The following is a 17,130-nucleotide window of genomic DNA, read 5'->3' as shown; positions in this document are numbered from 1 at the left end:
TTAAAATGCAACTTAAAAATCTGTCGAATGGAAGCGGAATTCTCCTTCTTGAAACATCAGTGTATAAATCGCTCATTAATTTCAAAAAAAATAGTAGAAAAGAGAGAAGCTTTATTTTACGTGACAATAACCCGTCATTCAGAAGGAGTGCAACGACTGAAGAATCTTTAGTTTGAATAACTTTCTTTTTTGATATTCTTCACTACCATTTCGCTTCGACTCCGCTCAGCGACCACAACTCAATCACCACGACTTCTCCCAATGTCCTTACTGAATGACAAAAATCAGAAACCCTTACCTATGGTATAACACACAAAACCAATTTTTTCGAGGGATCCTCTGTCTAAAATACCCCTGCCATCAAAAACAAAGGCAGGCTTATACATATTCTCGTAAATCTTTTGCCAATCGTAAGTTGTAAATTCGTCCCATTCTGTTAAGACAGCAACAGCATGCGAATCCTTGCAGGCTTCATAAGGATTATTGTTTACTGTTAGCAACTGTCTATTTTCTTCTTCAGTACGCGAATTTAAATAGTCTAAATCGGCATACATGCGTTCTTCACTAACTTTAGGATCGTATACCGAAATATGTGCTTGCTCGCTTAACAAATTATCGGCCACCTGTATGGCTGCAGATTCCCGTGTATCATTGGTATCCTTTTTAAAGGCCCAGCCTAAAAAGGCTATTTTCTTTCCCGAAACGGTATTGTAGAGGGTGCTTACTATGTTATCAGAAAATCGGTTTTTTTGATAGTTGTTGATTAGAATAACCTGCTCCCAATAATTGGCCACTTCCTTTAAACCATAGGTCTTAGCAATGTATACCAAATTTAAGATGTCTTTTTGAAAACAGGAGCCTCCAAAACCTACCGATGCCTTTAAGAACTTAGACCCTATTCTAGAATCCATCCCAATGGCCTTAGCCACTTCATTCACATCGGCCCCTGATTGTTCACAGATGGCAGACATAGCGTTAATAGACGATACGCGCTGTGCTAAAAAAGCATTAGCTGTTAATTTAGATAGCTCTGAAGACCATACATTGGTGGTTAAAATACGTTCTTTCGGTACCCAATGGGCATAGATACTAACTAAGGCTTGTATGGCTTCTTGGTCTTCTTTAGTTGTATCACCACCAATAAGTACTCGATCTGGATTTAGTAAATCCTGAACGGCTGTCCCTTCGGCCAAAAATTCTGGATTGGATAATATTTGAAACTGTACCCCATTGCCTGTATTATCCAATATATTTTTTATTGCTGAAGCAGTTCGAACAGGCAACGTTGACTTTTCTACAATGATTTTATCTTGCTTTGCTACTTTGGCTATTTGTCGCGCACAAAGTTCAATATACTTTAAATCGGCTGCCATACCCTTGCCTTTGCCATAGGTTTTGGTTGGGGTATTCACTGAAATAAAAATCATATCGGCTTCGTCAATAGCCTGATCTATATTCGTTGAAAAATACAAGTTTTTATTTCGTGCTTCTTTAACTACTTCATCAAGACCTGGTTCAAAAACAGGTAATTTACTTAAATCAGTATCATTCCAAGCAGCAACACGCTTTGCATTAACATCAACAACAGTTACTGTTATATGTGGACATTGCTGGGCAATCACGGCCATGGTTGGACCACCTACGTAGCCGGCGCCGATGCAACATATTTTTTTTACAACCATTAAAACTTTTACTTTATAATCTTATAAACATAAGATAATTTAAATAATCATGAAGATAAAAAGGCTTAATAAGTAATCTTCGGAATAAATTTTTAACTAAACCCCAGATTACATTACATCTAACTTTTCGTATTCAGAGTTCAAACTTTTAAACTCAACCACCAATTCTTTCATTTTCTTAACTATAGTTCCTATATCATGTTTATGTGTAGCTTTTATAATTTTTTTAATTCCTTCGGATACTTCTTCATATTTATCGTTGTTCTCTCTTACAATCATAATTTTTTCATGATAGGTAGGCAGAGTTTCCGATTTGTCATTTAGCAATTCTTCATAGAGCTTTTCACCAGGACGTAATCCAATTGTTTTTACTTTCATTGTTTTATTGGGTATGTACCCTGCTAAACGAATCATTTTATGAGCTAAATCGATTATTCTTACCGCTTTGCCCATATCAAAAATAAATATCTCACCACCTTTTCCCATGCTACTGGCTTCCATGACCAATTGACAAGCTTCTGGAATGGTCATGAAATATCTTATAATATCAGGATGTGTAATCGTCACAGGTCCACCAGATGAAATTTGTTTTTTAAACAATGGTACAACCGATCCATTAGACCCTAATACATTACCAAAACGAGTGGTAATAAATTTGGTAGTTCCCTGTTTTGTTTTGTGAATATGATAGTGTAATGACTGGACATACATTTCGGCCGCTCTTTTACTGGCTCCCATAACGTTACTTGGGTTAACGGCCTTATCAGTAGAAATCATAACAAATCGTTCTGCCTTATACTTCACAGCCAAATCAGCCACCGTTTTAGAACCTTGAATATTTACCGAAACCGCCTCGGACGGATTACCTTCCATTAATGGAACATGCTTATAAGCGGCACAATGGTAAATAATTTGGGGGTAATATTCTTGGAATAGAAACTCTAATCTTTCTTTATTCCTTACGTCGCAAATAATGGGAACAAACTCGAGTTGTGGGTATTCCTTTTCTACTTTTAGTGACAAGGTATGTAAAGGTGTCTCAGCTTGTTCAATAACGACTAGTCGTGAAGGCTTATATTTTCCCAATTGATTAACAATTTCAGAGCCAATGGAGCCTGCGCCACCAGTAACAAATACTGTTTTTCCTTGTATGAGGTTTAGAATATTAATATTGTTGATTTTTATGGGGTCCCTTCCCAATAAATCTTCAATTTGAATGTTTTGAATGGTACTATTGACCCCTGTAGTAAAGTCCAATTCTGAAATGGAAGGTGCCCTGTATACCTTAATATTATGCTCTATACAGTTTTCAATTCCTGAGATAAAGTTTTCATTTTTTAAATCATCTTCCATGACCAATACGCCAGTTGCATTATGCGCTCTCACCAACACATGAATCTTCTTCTTGATATGTAATATTGGTATGCCTAAAACACGCTTATTACTTTTTTGTCCATCATACTCCAAAAACCCTAAAACCTTAAACCGTTTTGGCAATTCATTCTCTATGGCCACGGCAATAGAAATAGAGGGTTGGGAAACCCCTAGTATAAACACTTTTTCGACTTCTGGATTTGTATCTGCTATAAACTGTGCATAGACTTGTTTAATGATGAGCCTATAGCAAAAAAGTCCACAAAAAAGGCCTAAAGGAAAAATAATGTAGAAGAGGGAAGGAAAGAGGTTCTTTCCATAAAAAGCATTCAAGAGTACATCTGCTAAATATAACCCTGTTGCTGAAAAAAATGACGCCAAAAAAAGCTTTGCTGCATCTATATAGGTTGAGTGCCTTATAACGCCTACATAGGTTTTTAAAATTAAAAAGAAAACAACAGTTATTAATTCTACTACTATAATCTGATATAAAAACTGCCTGTTTAAAAAAGAAAATGTAAAATTATTGATTACAAACTCTGTAGCAAAAAGAACGAAAAAAACAGCTTGCATATCCCACCATAAAATCATCCATCTAGGCAAATAATTTATATTATTGATACCTAATTTAAAAATCGTGGTTCTAAGGACCAGTTTAAAAAGCTCTTTGATTTTATTCATCCTTTCTCAGTAAGCAAACCAAGCAAATTTAATAATTTAATTGGTTCTACTAGAAATAAAGTCCTGAATTACACTTTCTATTCTATTTCTGTCTTGAGTGGTTAAATTTGAACCTGAAGGTAGGCATAACCCTCGATTAAATAATTCTTCAGCTACTTTTTCGCCATAGTAAGGTACCTCTTTAAACACGGGTTGTAGATGCATGGGTTTCCATAAGGGCCTGGATTCGATATTATTATTCAATAAAACCAATCTTAGGTCTTCACTACTAAAGCCAGCAACTTCTTTATCGATAAGGACACAACTTAACCAATGATTAGAAAAAAAGTCTTTATTTGGTTCTTCAAAAATTTTAATTCCTTTTATGCCATTAAAAAGCTCTTTATAAAACTGGTGCATTTGTCTTCTTAATTCTATATGCAGATCCAGCACTTCCATCTGCCCTCGACCTATACCCGCTAGCACATTACTCATCCTATAATTGTACCCTATTTGGGAATGTTGATAATGCGGTGCTTCATCTCTAGCCTGAGTAGCCAAAAAAATGGCTTTCTCTTTCATTTCCTTAGTTTTACAAACTAAAGCACCGCCTCCTGAAGTGGTAATAATTTTATTCCCATTAAATGACAAAATTCCAAAATCACCAAAAGTGCCACATTTTTGTCCTTTATACTTTGAACCCAAAGCTTCTGCAGCATCTTCAATTAAAATTATACCATACTTTTGGGCAATTTCTGTTATCACATCCATTTTTGCAGGCATGCCATACAAATGAACTACTATGATTGCTTTTGGTTTTTTGCCTTTAGATATTCTATCAAGAATGGCTTTCTCTAAATACTTGGGGCACATATTCCATGTGTCTTGCTCACTATCTACAAATATTGGTGTTGCGCCTTGGTAGGCTATAGGATTTGCAGATGCTGAAAAGGTCATACTTTGACAAATAACTTCGTCCTCCCTTTTAACTCCAGATAAAATTAATGCTATATGGAGAGCTGCAGTGCCTGAACTCAGCGCAGCAATATTACTATCTCTATTAAGGTATTTTTTTAAATCGTCTTCAAAATTTGTGACATTTGGACCCAAAGGTGCTACCCAATTGGTATCAAAAGCTTCTTGAATATATTTAAGTTCTTCTCCTCCCATGTGGGGAGAGGACAGCCATATTTTATTTTTCATTATATCTAATTATTTTACCAGGATTACCTACAACTACAGCGTAATCTGGAACATCAGAAATTATTACAGAACCAGCACCAATTGTAACCCATTTACCAATTTTAACTCCTGGTATTATAACAGTTCTTGCTCCTATTAAAGTGCCTTCACCCACTAACACATTCCCTGTTACCGTTGCATTTGGGGCTATGTGAACAAATTTTTCTATTATGCAATCGTGTTCTATAATAGCTCCGGTATTTACTATACAATGATCTCCTATTAATGAATTTGCATTTATAGCGGCCGATGGCATAACAACACTTCCTTTACCAATTTTGACTGAACTTGCTATTATACTTGACGTATGGCAAACGGAAAAAAAATCATGCTTAATTTGTTTAGAAATAAATTTTCTTGTTCTATTATCACCAATACTGATTAAAAACTCAGACCCTATTAAAAATTTAGTATCATCCTTATATTTCCCAAGAAAAGGAATGTCAGAGAAAGTGCTTTTTGTAGGGTCATCATCAAAAATCCCAGAAATGTCTTTCCCGACAGATTTAATAACATCCACTATTACTTTTGCGTGACCACTTGCTCCGTATAAATATTTCATTAGTTATTACCTGTGAATTTTACCGTTGTTGCTTGATTCTTTGTATTAATGTCTTTGGATTTCAATACGTTAATGATTGTTTTAATTATAATTTTTAAATCTAATAAAAAACTCAAATGATCAACATACCAGACATCGTATTCAAACTTTTTAGCCCAACTAATGGCATTTCTTCCATTCACCTGTGCCCAGCCCGTAATACCAGGTTTTACATTATGTCGTTTCTTTTGTTCACTATTATACAAAGACAAATATTCTGGCAACAAAGGCCTAGGCCCAATTAAGCTCATATCTCCTTTTAACACGTTAATTAGTTGTGGCAATTCATCTAAAGAAGTTTTTCTAATAAATTTACCAACTTTCGTTAAACGATTGGCATCTGGAAGCAGTTCACCATTAGTATCTTTTTTGTCATTCATCGTTTTAAATTTTATAACCTTAAAGATTCTTTCTCCTTTTCCTGGGCGTTCTTGAAGGAAAAATATTGAGCCTAAATTGCTAAATAACAATAAAACCACAACCAAAATAAGTATTGGGCTAAATACAACAATAAGAAAAAAAGCCGCCAAAAAATCTAATAAACCTTTAAAAAAACACCTATACATGATTCAAGGTTTTATATTCTTCCAATAAAGCATTATGAAAAAATGATCTTTCGTAATTTTTCACAATACATTTTCTAGCATTACTCTTAATTCTCGTAAATTTTTCCCTGTCCATTACATATGACTCCATTTCAAGAAATAAATCAGGAGCATTTTTAACCCTTATAATACTTCCATTGATATTATGAGTAATAATCTCATTGCAGCCATTAATATTAGAAACAATACTAGGCAATCCCATAGCTCCTGCTTGCATGACAACGTTAGGAAATCCTTCTCTATAACTTGGGAAAACCAATACATCTGAGATAGCATAATATGGCCTAACATCATTTACATAACCTGTTGTTATAATATTTTCGCTTTCTTTAATTATTGCTTTGGAAGATTGTGCTATTGGGTCAAGATCCTCTTCAAAAGGTCCAACCAACAATAATTTCATGTTATTATATTTTATTTTCAGTTCATTGAAAGATTCAACTAATTCATTTATTCCTTTATCTCCTACAATTCTCCCTACAAAAACAAAAACAAAATCTTCTTCTTTAATATTCAGCCTTTGTCTTAATTTATCAATTATTTCATTTTTTATTGATTCACGACTAAAATAACTTGTATCAATGCCATTTGAACTTCCATTACCAATTACTTTTAACTTAGATGGCTTTGTAAATTTCTCTTCTTCAATAATCTCTTTTAAACCGAAAGAATTTGGGTAAACCCTATGTGCACATCTGTATGTTAATTTCTCTACATAATTTAAAATTCTTCTTTTAATTCCATTAACCTCCAATAAGGGCAATCCTGCTACCGTATGTAATCTAATGGGCACATTTGTTATTCTTGCGGCCAACATGCCAACTATACCAGCTTTAGGTGTATGTGTATGTACAATTTCAGGCCTATGCTTTAAAAAGTAAACTACCAGTTTCAAAACAGAAATGACATCTTTAAAAGGCGTTATTTTTCTAGTCATTTCAACACAATATGTTTCCACTCCTTCTTTAACACCTACTTTTTTTAGATCAGTTTCATTGGAAGAAACAGCAATTACATTATAGTACTGATTCATAAACCTCAACTGATCTTCCAATAACTTATCCAAGGAAATTGGCACAGTTGTTATTCTAACTAGGGACTTCTTTAATTGCATTTTTAGATTGATAATAACTCAAAAAAATAAAAATGTAAAGATAGGGAATAAACATAGCATCGCATACGAGATGCTAAACCTAAATTGTACATGTAAATACTATAAAAGACTATAAGCATCACAAAAGTGCTAAAAATAAACATCTAGTTTTTTAAGTATATTCTTATGTTTTTTTTAATATTAATCTCCTCCCAAATTAAGAACCGTTTAACGGGAATAGGTCAAACTACAAATATTATTTTTTTCATTAATTCTTTTTTGTGTTAAATGTAGTCAAACAATAATTGAGTGTAATATATACCAAAAATGCAAAAAGTAATATTGCAAGTTTTTCAATACTAGAATCCAAACTCCCCCTTAAAAGATAAAACTCATAAAAAACCAAGCATAAAAAAAAGGATTTAAATAGATTATTTTTTGATTTTAAAAATAATTGATCTAAACACTCATTAATAATTATTAATATAATAAGAAATATAAACAATCCTAAAAATCCAAAATTTATATAACCCTCTCCAAAATAACTTATCGCAATATTACAAAATCCATCATAGTTTATTTTATCACATAGCAGAAAAGAACTAGTTCCAGTTTTCCCTTCCCATAGGCTATGCGGAATAAAAAACAACAACCCTCCTAATAATTGTTCCCCATAGGTTATAATATTTAACTTTATGACACAAATTGTATTTTGAAATGAATCAAAATGGGGTGTGGAAAACAATTCGCTAAACCCGTAATTAGAGCTTTTTAGGCTGAAACCATATCTAAAATGGTGTAAATAAGGGAACACGACCATAATCCCAAAAAGAAAAACCCAAATAAAATATCTTTTTAGTGTCCCTAAATATATATATATAAGAGGCAAATAAACCAGACCTACTTGAAAACGAGATATAGCGGTTGGAAAATTCATTATTAACAATATGAGGACTAAGAATATTTCAATCTTCAAATCCCTTATTTTATTCAACCTAAAAGAAATTAAATAAATAAGGGGAATTAACCTTATTGAATCCCTTAAAAAATATACTACATTGTAATTGTAGCCTATTAGGCTATCAAGATACTTTCTTGTATACAAGGCCCTGTAATCAAAATAGATAGTTGAAAAAAAGAATAAAAGTATGATTAACAGACTAATTATTACTTGTGATTTATTGTTTAATGTGTTATTAATTTCAAGATTTATTCCAATTCTATTTATGGGCTTATATTTCTTAATAAGAAAACCAAGAGTATTGTAAGTTACCATTAATATTATGGTTAATATGCCTCCTAAGAGAAAATCCTCTTGCATCAAAATCTTGTCGTTAAAAAAGTAAATATCTCTTTTGTATTGAATTAATGGTGAAAGTCCAAAAAACAAATAAATAAAGATGTGAAAGATTTTTTTAAGAGAAATTGCTCCTTTTTTTATAAAAAAAAAGGAACTCAAGTTTAAAATAACTACATATACAATTAAGGTTAATAAATCATAAGTCTTGAAATTTAATAAAGGAAAAACTAAATTAAATACACTAATGCAAATAATTAGAAAAAGATGAATTCCTTCTTCAAATTTTTTAAAATAAAATGTCATTTATTTTACTTCTTTAAGCAATCTATTATAAATATATTGAAATAGGGTTGGATGATACCATAGTTTACTGTCCAAATCATTTTTAGAAAACACCAATTTATCTTCTTCAAAATCCTTCAAAGCTCTTTTCAATAAATCAATCCCTTTAGATATTTGAAGTAGCGGATATGTTAAAAAGTTATCTTTATTCGTTATTTCAATTTTGTCTTGATAAATAATATCCCCTGTATCTACCCCTTGGTCAATTAAATGAACTGTAACGCCGCAATTTTCATAATCATTGTTAACCAATGCCCAATAACCACCATGTACACCTCTATATTTAGGCGTAATGCCTACGTGAATATTCATGAATTTCGCTTTTGTAGACTCTAAAACATTTTTGGAAATGATTCTTGTTCCATTAACTACAACTATATCTGGATTTAACTTATTAATCTCATCAATTACTTTATTTTCATTTATAGAGTTTACTCGAATAATCTTACTCTGGTCAAAGTCTTCATTGTTTAAATGATTATTTTCAATAATAGAACTTATTCTTTTTCTACTAAACTGCTTTAAGGCTAAAATTCCTAAAACCTGAAACATTAATTGCCCTAGGACCTTTCCTAGACCCAATCTTTTTATTCTACGCTTTAAGAGTAGATATTTATTTGCTCCCGGCTCCATTATTATTTTACAAATATCAAATTCATTTTTTATTGAATTATATACAAATCTTGATGACTGGGAGTTTTTTACAAGCATTAATACTTTCATATAATTATATGCCCACTGCACTAGACATTGTGCAGCTTTTAAAGTTATAGTCCTTATTTAATTTTTCGTAATGCTCTAAAATTTTGTTTAAAAATGAGAAGTTTTGCTGAAGATGACTACCATAATTATGTGGGTGCCACCATAAATGATATATTAATCCATTTTTAGCAGCATATGTCATGCTCCTTTTTATCCTTCTTAACCTTAATGTCTCGAACATTTTTAGACTAGGGTTATAAGGCCTTAAAAATCTACTTGATGGTAAATTATTAATACCGTTATTTCTTAGTTCTAAATTTGAATAACAATGATGCCCTGATATATTTATATATGTATCTATAAGTCTCATGATCCTACGCACCAGCGTTTCATCATCTTCATTTACAGATGAATAAAACCAACTTTTTTCATTTCCTCTAAATACAGAAATATTATTTTTTAATAAAATCTGACTATAATCTGAATTATCTTGATTTCTTGGAAAAACTATCGATTTTATATTTATCCCTTCTTTTTCTGCTATTTTTAAAGCACTCTTTATATCCGCTTCAAATGAGGCCTTGTTTTGCCCTTTTTCTAAACAGTAATAATGAGAAAATGTATGTGTACAAATTTCATGTTCTTTACAACGCTTTATTTTGTTTATACAATCTATTGCGCTATGATAGATTCTAAAATTTTCTTCACTTAATGAGTCTATATAGCCTAAATAAGGACTCAAATTATGGTCTACATAATTTGGCCTTATTTCAGGAAAATATTTTTTTAATTCTTGTTTAGTCCTCGCAAATAAAAAACCTACTATAGCAAAAGTTCCTTTTACATTATACTTCTTAAAATAAAAGAGTAAATGATCAATTACTTTAGGAACGTTTTCAATATTTACCCCATAGCTCTCTATAGTTCGCTTATCTCGAACACCCCACATTAACTCATAATCTAATGATATTACAAACTTACCTGCCATAACTATCTTTAACCAAAGTATTATTTTCAATACTTTCAACAAATTTTTCTATACTTCTTTTTTTAAGAAACTCATCAAATATAGCTCTGTTTTTATTTGAATCATTTTTTAACACAAAAGAAAGCGCCTTAAACAAATCATTTTCATCATTTACATTACATACAACTATATTTGGAATATCATTAATTCCTCCTGCACAATTTGTGCTTACAACCTTATTATTTTGAGACATCATTTGCAACAATACATTGGGAAATCCTTCAACTCTAGACGAAACAACACAAGCTTTCGCATTTTTAAAATAAGGATAGACATTTAAAACTAATCCTTGCAATATCACTTCTCTACTTAAGTTTAAAGATGCTATTAATTCTTTCAAAAAAATACGTTGATTTCCCTCTCCTAGAATTAAAAGTTTTAAATTAGCATACTCATTATCTTTTTTTAATTCTGAAAAAGCCCTAATTAATATATCGAACCCTTTTTCTTTAATTAAACGACCAGCGGCAACTATATAATCGTATCCTATAGAAATTCTTTCCTTTTCTAAGTTTGAAATTATACTAAAATCAATAGGATTATTTAAAACAACAACTTTTTTACTAAATGACGGATAAAATTTCAGTAATTCATCCCTCATTATTTGGGTTTGACAAATTAAGCTATCCACCTTTGAATAACCCAGATTATAGTAATTTTTATATATAAGCAACTTAATACCTGAGTATCTTTTAAAAATTAAAGTTGATTCTCTTGCTATAAATTTTTTTTTCCTTAATAGACCCCATTTAATAAACAATCCTAAAACCCCTGTAATCTTTACATGTGATGTGTAAATAAAATCAAATTCATATTTTTTTAACTTTCTTAAATCAAAACCAAAATCAATTATGCTTTTAATGTTTGTCTTACTTGTATAAATTGTTGTGTTTATGTTATCATAGCTATTCAAATCCTTCCAACTGTTTATAAAAGAGTCTTTCAAGAAAAAAAGATAAACTTGAGCACCTTTTTTTGCATAATACTCTGCAACCATTTTTAGATATTGTTCGGCTCCGCCTAAGCTATTATCTGGTAAAGCAATTAAAACATTCATCAGTTAAATAATTTTTGATATCTATTAATTATTTTTTCACTATTGAATTTTTTTCCCACCTGTTCTTTTATTTTTTTTGGATCCAACCTTAAAACCTCATCTATATTTAAAAGTTTTTCATAAAACTCATCTTCATTGTTAACTATATATCCATTAACTCCATTTGATATGATTTCTCGTGTACCTCCAGGAGCATCGAAAGCAATAACGGGTGTTCCTACCAAACAACTTTCCAAAACACTATTGGGGAACCCTTCTACATAGGAGCCCTGTATAAATATATCATTCTCAGCTAATACTTGAGCCACTTTTGAAGTATAAGAGACAAATGTTACTTTATTAGAAAGGTTAAGATGTTTTACTAAATTCTGCAATTCCTTTTTTAAAGGTCCATCTCCATATAGGGTATAGTGAAATTGGTATTCTGATATTTTTGATAGCCCTTCTAAAATTCTCTTATGACCCTTTTCCTTGCTCAACCTGCCAATTGTAACAAATTTTAACAAACTTGTTTTGTTCTCTCTTGTTTTTAAAGCATGCTTTTCAGTAATGGGATTGTTAATTATAATTAACTTCTCTTTAGGTATTTTAAAATTCTCATGCAAATCTGTTTGAATATCTTCAGATTGACATATAATTGCACCTAAATTTTTATAAGCAAAGTTAATAAGCTTTTTATTGACTAAAAATGAAACGTCATAAAAACGCCCCATGCTAGTCATTACACTTGCTTCTCTTGCTATAAATTTAGTTTTCCTGAATAAAAGTGCCAAGAACCCCATAAAAAAATTAATGTGTGTTATTGAGCTTACTACAATTTTTGGTTTGTATTTTACAATAAGAGCAATTATAGAGTAAATGGCACTAACAAAACGAGTTTTATTTAAAAATACAGTATCTAAATTACCTATATCATAAACACAATCCTTCTTAAACCCTATTACTATTAACTTAACTCTAAATTCTTTAGAATTTAATTGCTTTGCTACAAACGACATTACTCGCTCTGCACCACCTGCTCTTAATGATGGGAGTATGAATAATATTTTCTTTGGTTTCAAACTTACTAAAAATTAAATTCCCTATACCATCGCGCTAATACATAAACCTTCCAAATATTTGTTGCATAGTCTATTTTACCCTCAAGATGTTGATTGAATTGATTCTTAAATTTTTCTTTATCAAAACTTGGTAACTCATCTAAAAATTCATCATTTAAAACATTTCTAAACTCTTCTTTAAGCTCTCCTCGAATCCAATCACCTAATGGTATAGAAAAACCACTTTTAGGTTGGTTAAATACGTTTTCTGGAATATATTCTTTTAAAATATCTCTTAAAAGCCTTTTTCTTACCTTTTTGTGTAATCTATATGAGACTGGTAACGTTCTAGCAAATTCAACGATCCTATAATCTAAAAACGGGCTTCTTACTTCAACAGAATAGGCCATACTAGCCCTATCTACTTTAACATTACTATCGTTCTCTAACCACAATTTAATGTTTAAATCTGCAGCCTGTTGCATCATGTTATTAGATAAGTGCTTAAAAGATGAAAAATGCTTTAACCAGCTTATATCTCTCTTTTTTAAGAGGGTCTCAAAACCAATAAATATATAAGGGATAAATCCTTTTATGCTTTTTATATTTGATATAGTTCTTATAGACTCTCCCTTTTTATGGATTAGCCTAGTCAAAAACGTTTTGCCTATAATTTTCCTCAACACCAAAGGAACTTTATAAAAAATACGGACTTTTTTTAACCATGCAAAATGGTTATACCCTAAAAAACTCTCATCACCGCCATCACCAGATAGAGCTACTGTTACATGTTGTTTTGTTACCGAGTTTAACAGTAATGAGGGCAAAGCCGAACTATCTGCAAAGGGTTCATCATAGACTTCAATGAGTTTTGGAATTAGAGCCAATACGTCTGTCGCTTTACAAATAGTCTCTGTATGATTCGTATCAATAATTTCAGAGAATTGCTTTGCAATTTTACTTTCATCATATTTAGGGTTTTCAAAACCAATACAAAAAGTGTTAATTTTAGTTTCTGAAACTTCATTGGCTATACTGGTTACCAATGCAGAATCTATACCTCCCGACAAAAAAGAACCTATGGGCACATCAGATTGCAATCGAATTTTAACCGCATCTCTTAATAAGTCGTGGAGTTCTTCTTTGGCTTTAGCATAACTTACTTTTCTAGTTTTTACCCTCTGGAGATCCCAATAGGATTCCGTTTTATAGGATCCTTTTTCTAAATCTATTTCTAGCCAATGCCCCGGTTTTAATTTATGAATATCTTTAATTATGGAATAAGGGCTTGGCACATACCTGCAGTCTAGGTAAATTTGTACTGCCTCTTCATTTATCTGACTTGTTTTAGATATTAAAGGTCGCATTTGACTACATATTTCAAACTGTCCTTCTTTCCAATAATAATAAAAGGGCTTAACCCCCAAACGATCCCTTGCCGAAAAGATTTTATTAGTGTTTGAATCATAGATAGAAAAAGCAAACATGCCATTTATTTTGTCTAAAACACCTTTACCCCATACTTTATAACCAATAATCAAAACCTCGGTATCAGATGTCGTAGTAAAACTATAGCCTAACAACACCAATTCTTTTTTTATATCTAAATAATTATATATTTCGCCATTAAATGTAATATGCAAATTCTGATAAGAAAAAGGTTGATTGGATCTTTCATCCAAATCCAGTATCGACAATCTTAAATGCCCTAAAATAATATTGTTTATCTTCTCTATACCTGTATTATCGGGGCCTCTATACTTTATTTTTTCTAGTTTGTTTTTAACTTCTCCTTCTTTAAAAGGTATATTAGTTATATAGATTCCGCACATTGTTTGATTAATTTAAATGAAGTTTTTATTGAATACTTGAGGATGTGGATTCTAAAGTTTTATGCTTACTCTCAAATATCACAAAAAAAAGAGCAAATATAACGCAATATCCCTTCTCTAGTAATAAACCATGAGTTGTTAATCCAAAGAGGAGTAAAAAAATATAAAATCCAGATAATAAAAACCCGTTTTCAAATTGGTTTTTTGAAACTAATTTTAAGAGTAAAAAAAGCAAAAGTAAAATATACGCCAACAAAGAAATGATTCCTCCTTCTCCAAGAATTTGAATGTAAAAATTATGTATGGCATCTTCCTTATATAACTTTTTTCTCAAGGCCCCTAAACCATTACCAAAAAATGGGTTTTGCATTACTTTTTGAAATCCTATTTCCAGAGTTTTATCTCTATTACTAAAACTTGTTTCTTTCTTGTCTCCAATATTAAAAAAGGATAAAACATTGGCTATCTTTTCTTTTTTTTGGGGTGTTAAATTCTCATATTGTTCTTTTATATCCTTTGAAAAGATTATTGTCAGCAGCAACAATGAGAACAAACCGATTGATATAATCCTTAGCTTTGTTTTAATCTTTATGAGTTTACCAAAATAGTATAAATACAAAATAATTATAAAAAAAGAGATTATTAGAACCGTATTGGATAATGTTAAATAAATAGAATACAATAGAAACACAATGCTAAAAAATATTATCGCCTTTTTTATTCCTAACATTTGACTCTTCAGTGTCAAATACATTAACATGATAATATTAATTAAACAATAGGAAGCTGCTTTATTGGCATTGCCCCAAACACCACTAGCTCTAGCCCATTTATCTGGTATTAACTCCCCACTATATAGTACCCTTACATTAAGGCCATACAGATCCATAAAAAAAATCGTTGAGTTTGTTAAGAATAAAACAAAGGCTATAAAGATAAAAAAAGGCTTAAGATTATTATTTAAATCTAAATTCCTAAAATAAAAATAAAACAAAATAAAAATTAATAGGCTCTTCAAGTAGTTTGAAACCTGATTAACATAATCACCTAATGATAATTTAAAATCTAGGACGGATAAGAAAGAGCTCGTAAGGTAAACTAAAACAAAAAACAAAAACAGTTGCGCGACGGGCCCTACTCTGTTCTTTTGAAAAATTAAAACCCCTATAAGTCCTAGGAGCGTAACGATGAAAATGAATGGAGATAATATACCAAAGGTTCCTTTAGTTATAACCAAAATAAAATTAAGGTTTGTAAAAACAATTAAAACCAAGAAGCCCACTATAACATTTATTATTGCTCCTACACTAATTTTCATATTAAACCAAATTTAAGCCCTCCTGATAGCGTGAAAATTGGATAAAAAAATCATAATTTCCATAACTATTCCACTTAAAGCATAAAAAATAATTGCAAACTCTGGACTTTTTAATGTATATGCAATAAATATCAATAAAAAACTTAAGGTAAACCATACTGACTCAATAATTAAAAATCTTTTTTGCAACCCAAATATTATCATATTTTCATGTGCTAAAGAATTACAAAAGTTAAAAAAAACATACCAAACAATTATTTTAGCATAAGCTGCAGATTCAATCCATCTCGAATCAAAAAACAGTTCGAATAAGTCTTCTGCAAAAAACTGAAAAACAATAACTGGTATAATTGAGATTACAAATAGGGTAAAGGTCCCTTTTTTGTATAAAGTCTTAAACTTTTCGCGATTATAGAAAAACAATTCACTCGCCTTTGGATAATAAACTCTTCTAGTAGCCATGGAAAACAAAAACGCAGGAAGTCTAACTATTTTGTAAGCCAAACTAAAATTACCTAAAATTGAAAGCGAAAATAAAAAGGGAAAAGTTAAGGCGCAAATATTTTGAGAAGCAGAGTCTATGATGTTGCTCCATGTAAAATATTTAGGGAATTTTATATGTTTCTTACATAGAAAAATCAAATCATTTTTCTTTTGGCAGAAAAAAGAACGTGAAAATATTTTTTTAGCTTTAATCACATAAAAACATACATTAAAAACCAAGGATAGAATATATCCAAAAAGCATCCCTAACATGGGTAAAATATTGCTCAAAGAATATTGCAGCCCTAGTTTTGAAGAAGCCTCTAAGACAGCTACGGATGATGTGACCTTAAATTTAGATTGTTTTTCAAAATACATTTGAAAAGCATTCATTAATCCAAATAGAAAAACGCCCACAGGCACAAGAACCAAAAGAACATTATGCCATTTATTAGAGAGTATATTTAAGGAATAGACAATAAAGCCTATAGCACTTAAAAAAATAAAAAAAGCACCCCCTAGAGCAAAACAAATAAGCAATAGCCTTTTTGTTTCAATTTCATCTTTAGCTAAAATAATAGCTTTATCGTACCTCATTGTTGCCAGCGGAACAAGCAAACTTATTAATGAAGTACACAAAGAAACAATTCCAAAACTTTCTGGGGTATATATTTTGGTTAAATATAACATCCCAACAAAAGTTATAGCTTGTGCTATTGCCGTACCTCCAACAAGTAACCCTATATTGCCTAAAACTTTATTTTTTAACAAA

14 protein-coding genes are annotated in these 17,130 nt (G+C 31.0%); all 14 read right to left on the bottom strand.

Annotated features, from left to right (window positions below; translation table 11 throughout):
* Positions 1-284 precede the first annotated feature (284 nt).
* The 14 genes from MR053_RS03280 to MR053_RS03220 all read right to left on the bottom strand — a co-directional run bounded on the left by MR053_RS03280 (position 285) and on the right by MR053_RS03220 (position 17,129).
* Positions 285-1,682 carry a UDP-glucose 6-dehydrogenase gene (locus tag MR053_RS03280; RefSeq protein ID WP_242131034.1) on the bottom strand — a complete coding sequence of 466 codons (1,398 nt, stop codon included), beginning with the start codon at positions 1,680-1,682 and terminating at the stop codon, positions 285-287.
* A 108-nt stretch (positions 1,683-1,790) separates the two neighbouring features.
* Entirely contained in the window at positions 1,791-3,737 is a 1,947-nt protein-coding gene (locus MR053_RS03275; protein ID WP_242131033.1) for a polysaccharide biosynthesis protein, read from the bottom strand.
* A gap of 36 nt (positions 3,738-3,773) precedes the next feature.
* Complete coding sequence (locus MR053_RS03270) at positions 3,774-4,919, bottom strand: aminotransferase class I/II-fold pyridoxal phosphate-dependent enzyme (protein WP_242131032.1); 1,146 nt, start codon at positions 4,917-4,919, stop codon at positions 3,774-3,776.
* A complete protein-coding gene (locus MR053_RS03265) occupies positions 4,909-5,520 on the bottom strand; it encodes an acetyltransferase (protein ID WP_242131031.1) in 612 nt (203 codons plus the stop codon). Before MR053_RS03265 ends, MR053_RS03270 begins: the two co-directional genes overlap by 11 nt.
* The gene (locus MR053_RS03260; RefSeq protein ID WP_242131030.1) at positions 5,520-6,125 is read right to left on the bottom strand and encodes a sugar transferase; all 606 of its coding nucleotides are present in this window, start codon (positions 6,123-6,125) and stop codon (positions 5,520-5,522) included. Before MR053_RS03260 ends, MR053_RS03265 begins: the two co-directional genes overlap by 1 nt.
* Positions 6,118-7,278 (bottom strand): glycosyltransferase family 4 protein, encoded by a 1,161-nt coding sequence (locus MR053_RS03255; protein WP_242131029.1) that lies wholly within the window; start codon positions 7,276-7,278, stop codon positions 6,118-6,120. Before MR053_RS03255 ends, MR053_RS03260 begins: the two co-directional genes overlap by 8 nt.
* 247 nt (positions 7,279-7,525) lie before the next feature.
* The gene (gene wzy, locus MR053_RS14030; protein WP_394800320.1) at positions 7,526-8,077 is read right to left on the bottom strand and encodes an O-antigen polysaccharide polymerase Wzy; all 552 of its coding nucleotides are present in this window, start codon (positions 8,075-8,077) and stop codon (positions 7,526-7,528) included.
* A gap of 783 nt (positions 8,078-8,860) precedes the next feature.
* Entirely contained in the window at positions 8,861-9,622 is a 762-nt protein-coding gene (locus tag MR053_RS03250) for a formyl transferase (protein ID WP_242131028.1), read from the bottom strand.
* Between the two features lie 4 nt (positions 9,623-9,626).
* Entirely contained in the window at positions 9,627-10,589 is a 963-nt protein-coding gene (locus MR053_RS03245; RefSeq protein ID WP_242131027.1) for a polysaccharide deacetylase family protein, read from the bottom strand.
* Positions 10,579-11,685, bottom strand: a complete 1,107-nt coding sequence (locus tag MR053_RS03240; protein ID WP_242131026.1) for a glycosyltransferase — start codon at positions 11,683-11,685, stop codon at positions 10,579-10,581. The genes MR053_RS03245 and MR053_RS03240 overlap by 11 nt, the downstream gene beginning before the upstream one ends.
* On the bottom strand, positions 11,685-12,746 hold the full coding sequence (locus tag MR053_RS03235) for a glycosyltransferase (RefSeq protein ID WP_242131025.1): 1,062 nt from the start codon (positions 12,744-12,746) through the stop codon (positions 11,685-11,687). Before MR053_RS03235 ends, MR053_RS03240 begins: the two co-directional genes overlap by 1 nt.
* Positions 12,747-12,751: 5 nt before the next feature.
* On the bottom strand, positions 12,752-14,557 hold the full coding sequence (gene asnB / locus MR053_RS03230) for an asparagine synthase (glutamine-hydrolyzing) (RefSeq protein ID WP_242131024.1): 1,806 nt from the start codon (positions 14,555-14,557) through the stop codon (positions 12,752-12,754).
* A 25-nt stretch (positions 14,558-14,582) separates the two neighbouring features.
* On the bottom strand, positions 14,583-15,875 hold the full coding sequence (locus tag MR053_RS03225) for an O-antigen ligase family protein (RefSeq protein WP_242131023.1): 1,293 nt from the start codon (positions 15,873-15,875) through the stop codon (positions 14,583-14,585).
* A 12-nt stretch (positions 15,876-15,887) separates the two neighbouring features.
* Positions 15,888-17,129: an oligosaccharide flippase family protein gene (locus MR053_RS03220; protein ID WP_242131022.1), complete on the bottom strand. Its 1,242-nt coding sequence runs from the start codon at positions 17,127-17,129 to the stop codon at positions 15,888-15,890.
* Position 17,130 lies beyond the last annotated feature (1 nt).

Origin of the sequence: Aestuariivivens marinum, from assembly GCF_022662175.1 — a bacterium.
Classification (GTDB): Bacteria; Bacteroidota; Bacteroidia; order Flavobacteriales; family Flavobacteriaceae; genus Aestuariivivens; species Aestuariivivens marinum.
Note: the sequence above shows the minus strand (reverse complement) of the source record. Positions and strands in the feature narration are given on the sequence as shown.

Coding starts and splice junctions, on each gene's coding strand:
- MR053_RS03225 (WP_242131023.1), bottom strand. CDS start 15,875: ATGAAAATTAGTGTAGGAGCAATAATAAATGTTATAGTGGGCTTCTTG.
- MR053_RS03255 (WP_242131029.1), bottom strand. CDS start 7,278: ATGCAATTAAAGAAGTCCCTAGTTAGAATAACAACTGTGCCAATTTCC.
- asnB (WP_242131024.1), bottom strand. CDS start 14,557: ATGTGCGGAATCTATATAACTAATATACCTTTTAAAGAAGGAGAAGTT.
- MR053_RS03280 (WP_242131034.1), bottom strand. CDS start 1,682: ATGGTTGTAAAAAAAATATGTTGCATCGGCGCCGGCTACGTAGGTGGT.
- MR053_RS03240 (WP_242131026.1), bottom strand. CDS start 11,685: ATGAATGTTTTAATTGCTTTACCAGATAATAGCTTAGGCGGAGCCGAA.
- MR053_RS03245 (WP_242131027.1), bottom strand. CDS start 10,589: ATGGCAGGTAAGTTTGTAATATCATTAGATTATGAGTTAATGTGGGGT.
- MR053_RS03250 (WP_242131028.1), bottom strand. CDS start 9,622: ATGAAAGTATTAATGCTTGTAAAAAACTCCCAGTCATCAAGATTTGTA.
- MR053_RS03265 (WP_242131031.1), bottom strand. CDS start 5,520: ATGAAATATTTATACGGAGCAAGTGGTCACGCAAAAGTAATAGTGGAT.
- MR053_RS03275 (WP_242131033.1), bottom strand. CDS start 3,737: ATGAATAAAATCAAAGAGCTTTTTAAACTGGTCCTTAGAACCACGATT.
- MR053_RS03260 (WP_242131030.1), bottom strand. CDS start 6,125: ATGTATAGGTGTTTTTTTAAAGGTTTATTAGATTTTTTGGCGGCTTTT.
- MR053_RS03270 (WP_242131032.1), bottom strand. CDS start 4,919: ATGAAAAATAAAATATGGCTGTCCTCTCCCCACATGGGAGGAGAAGAA.
- wzy (WP_394800320.1), bottom strand. CDS start 8,077: ATGGTCGTGTTCCCTTATTTACACCATTTTAGATATGGTTTCAGCCTA.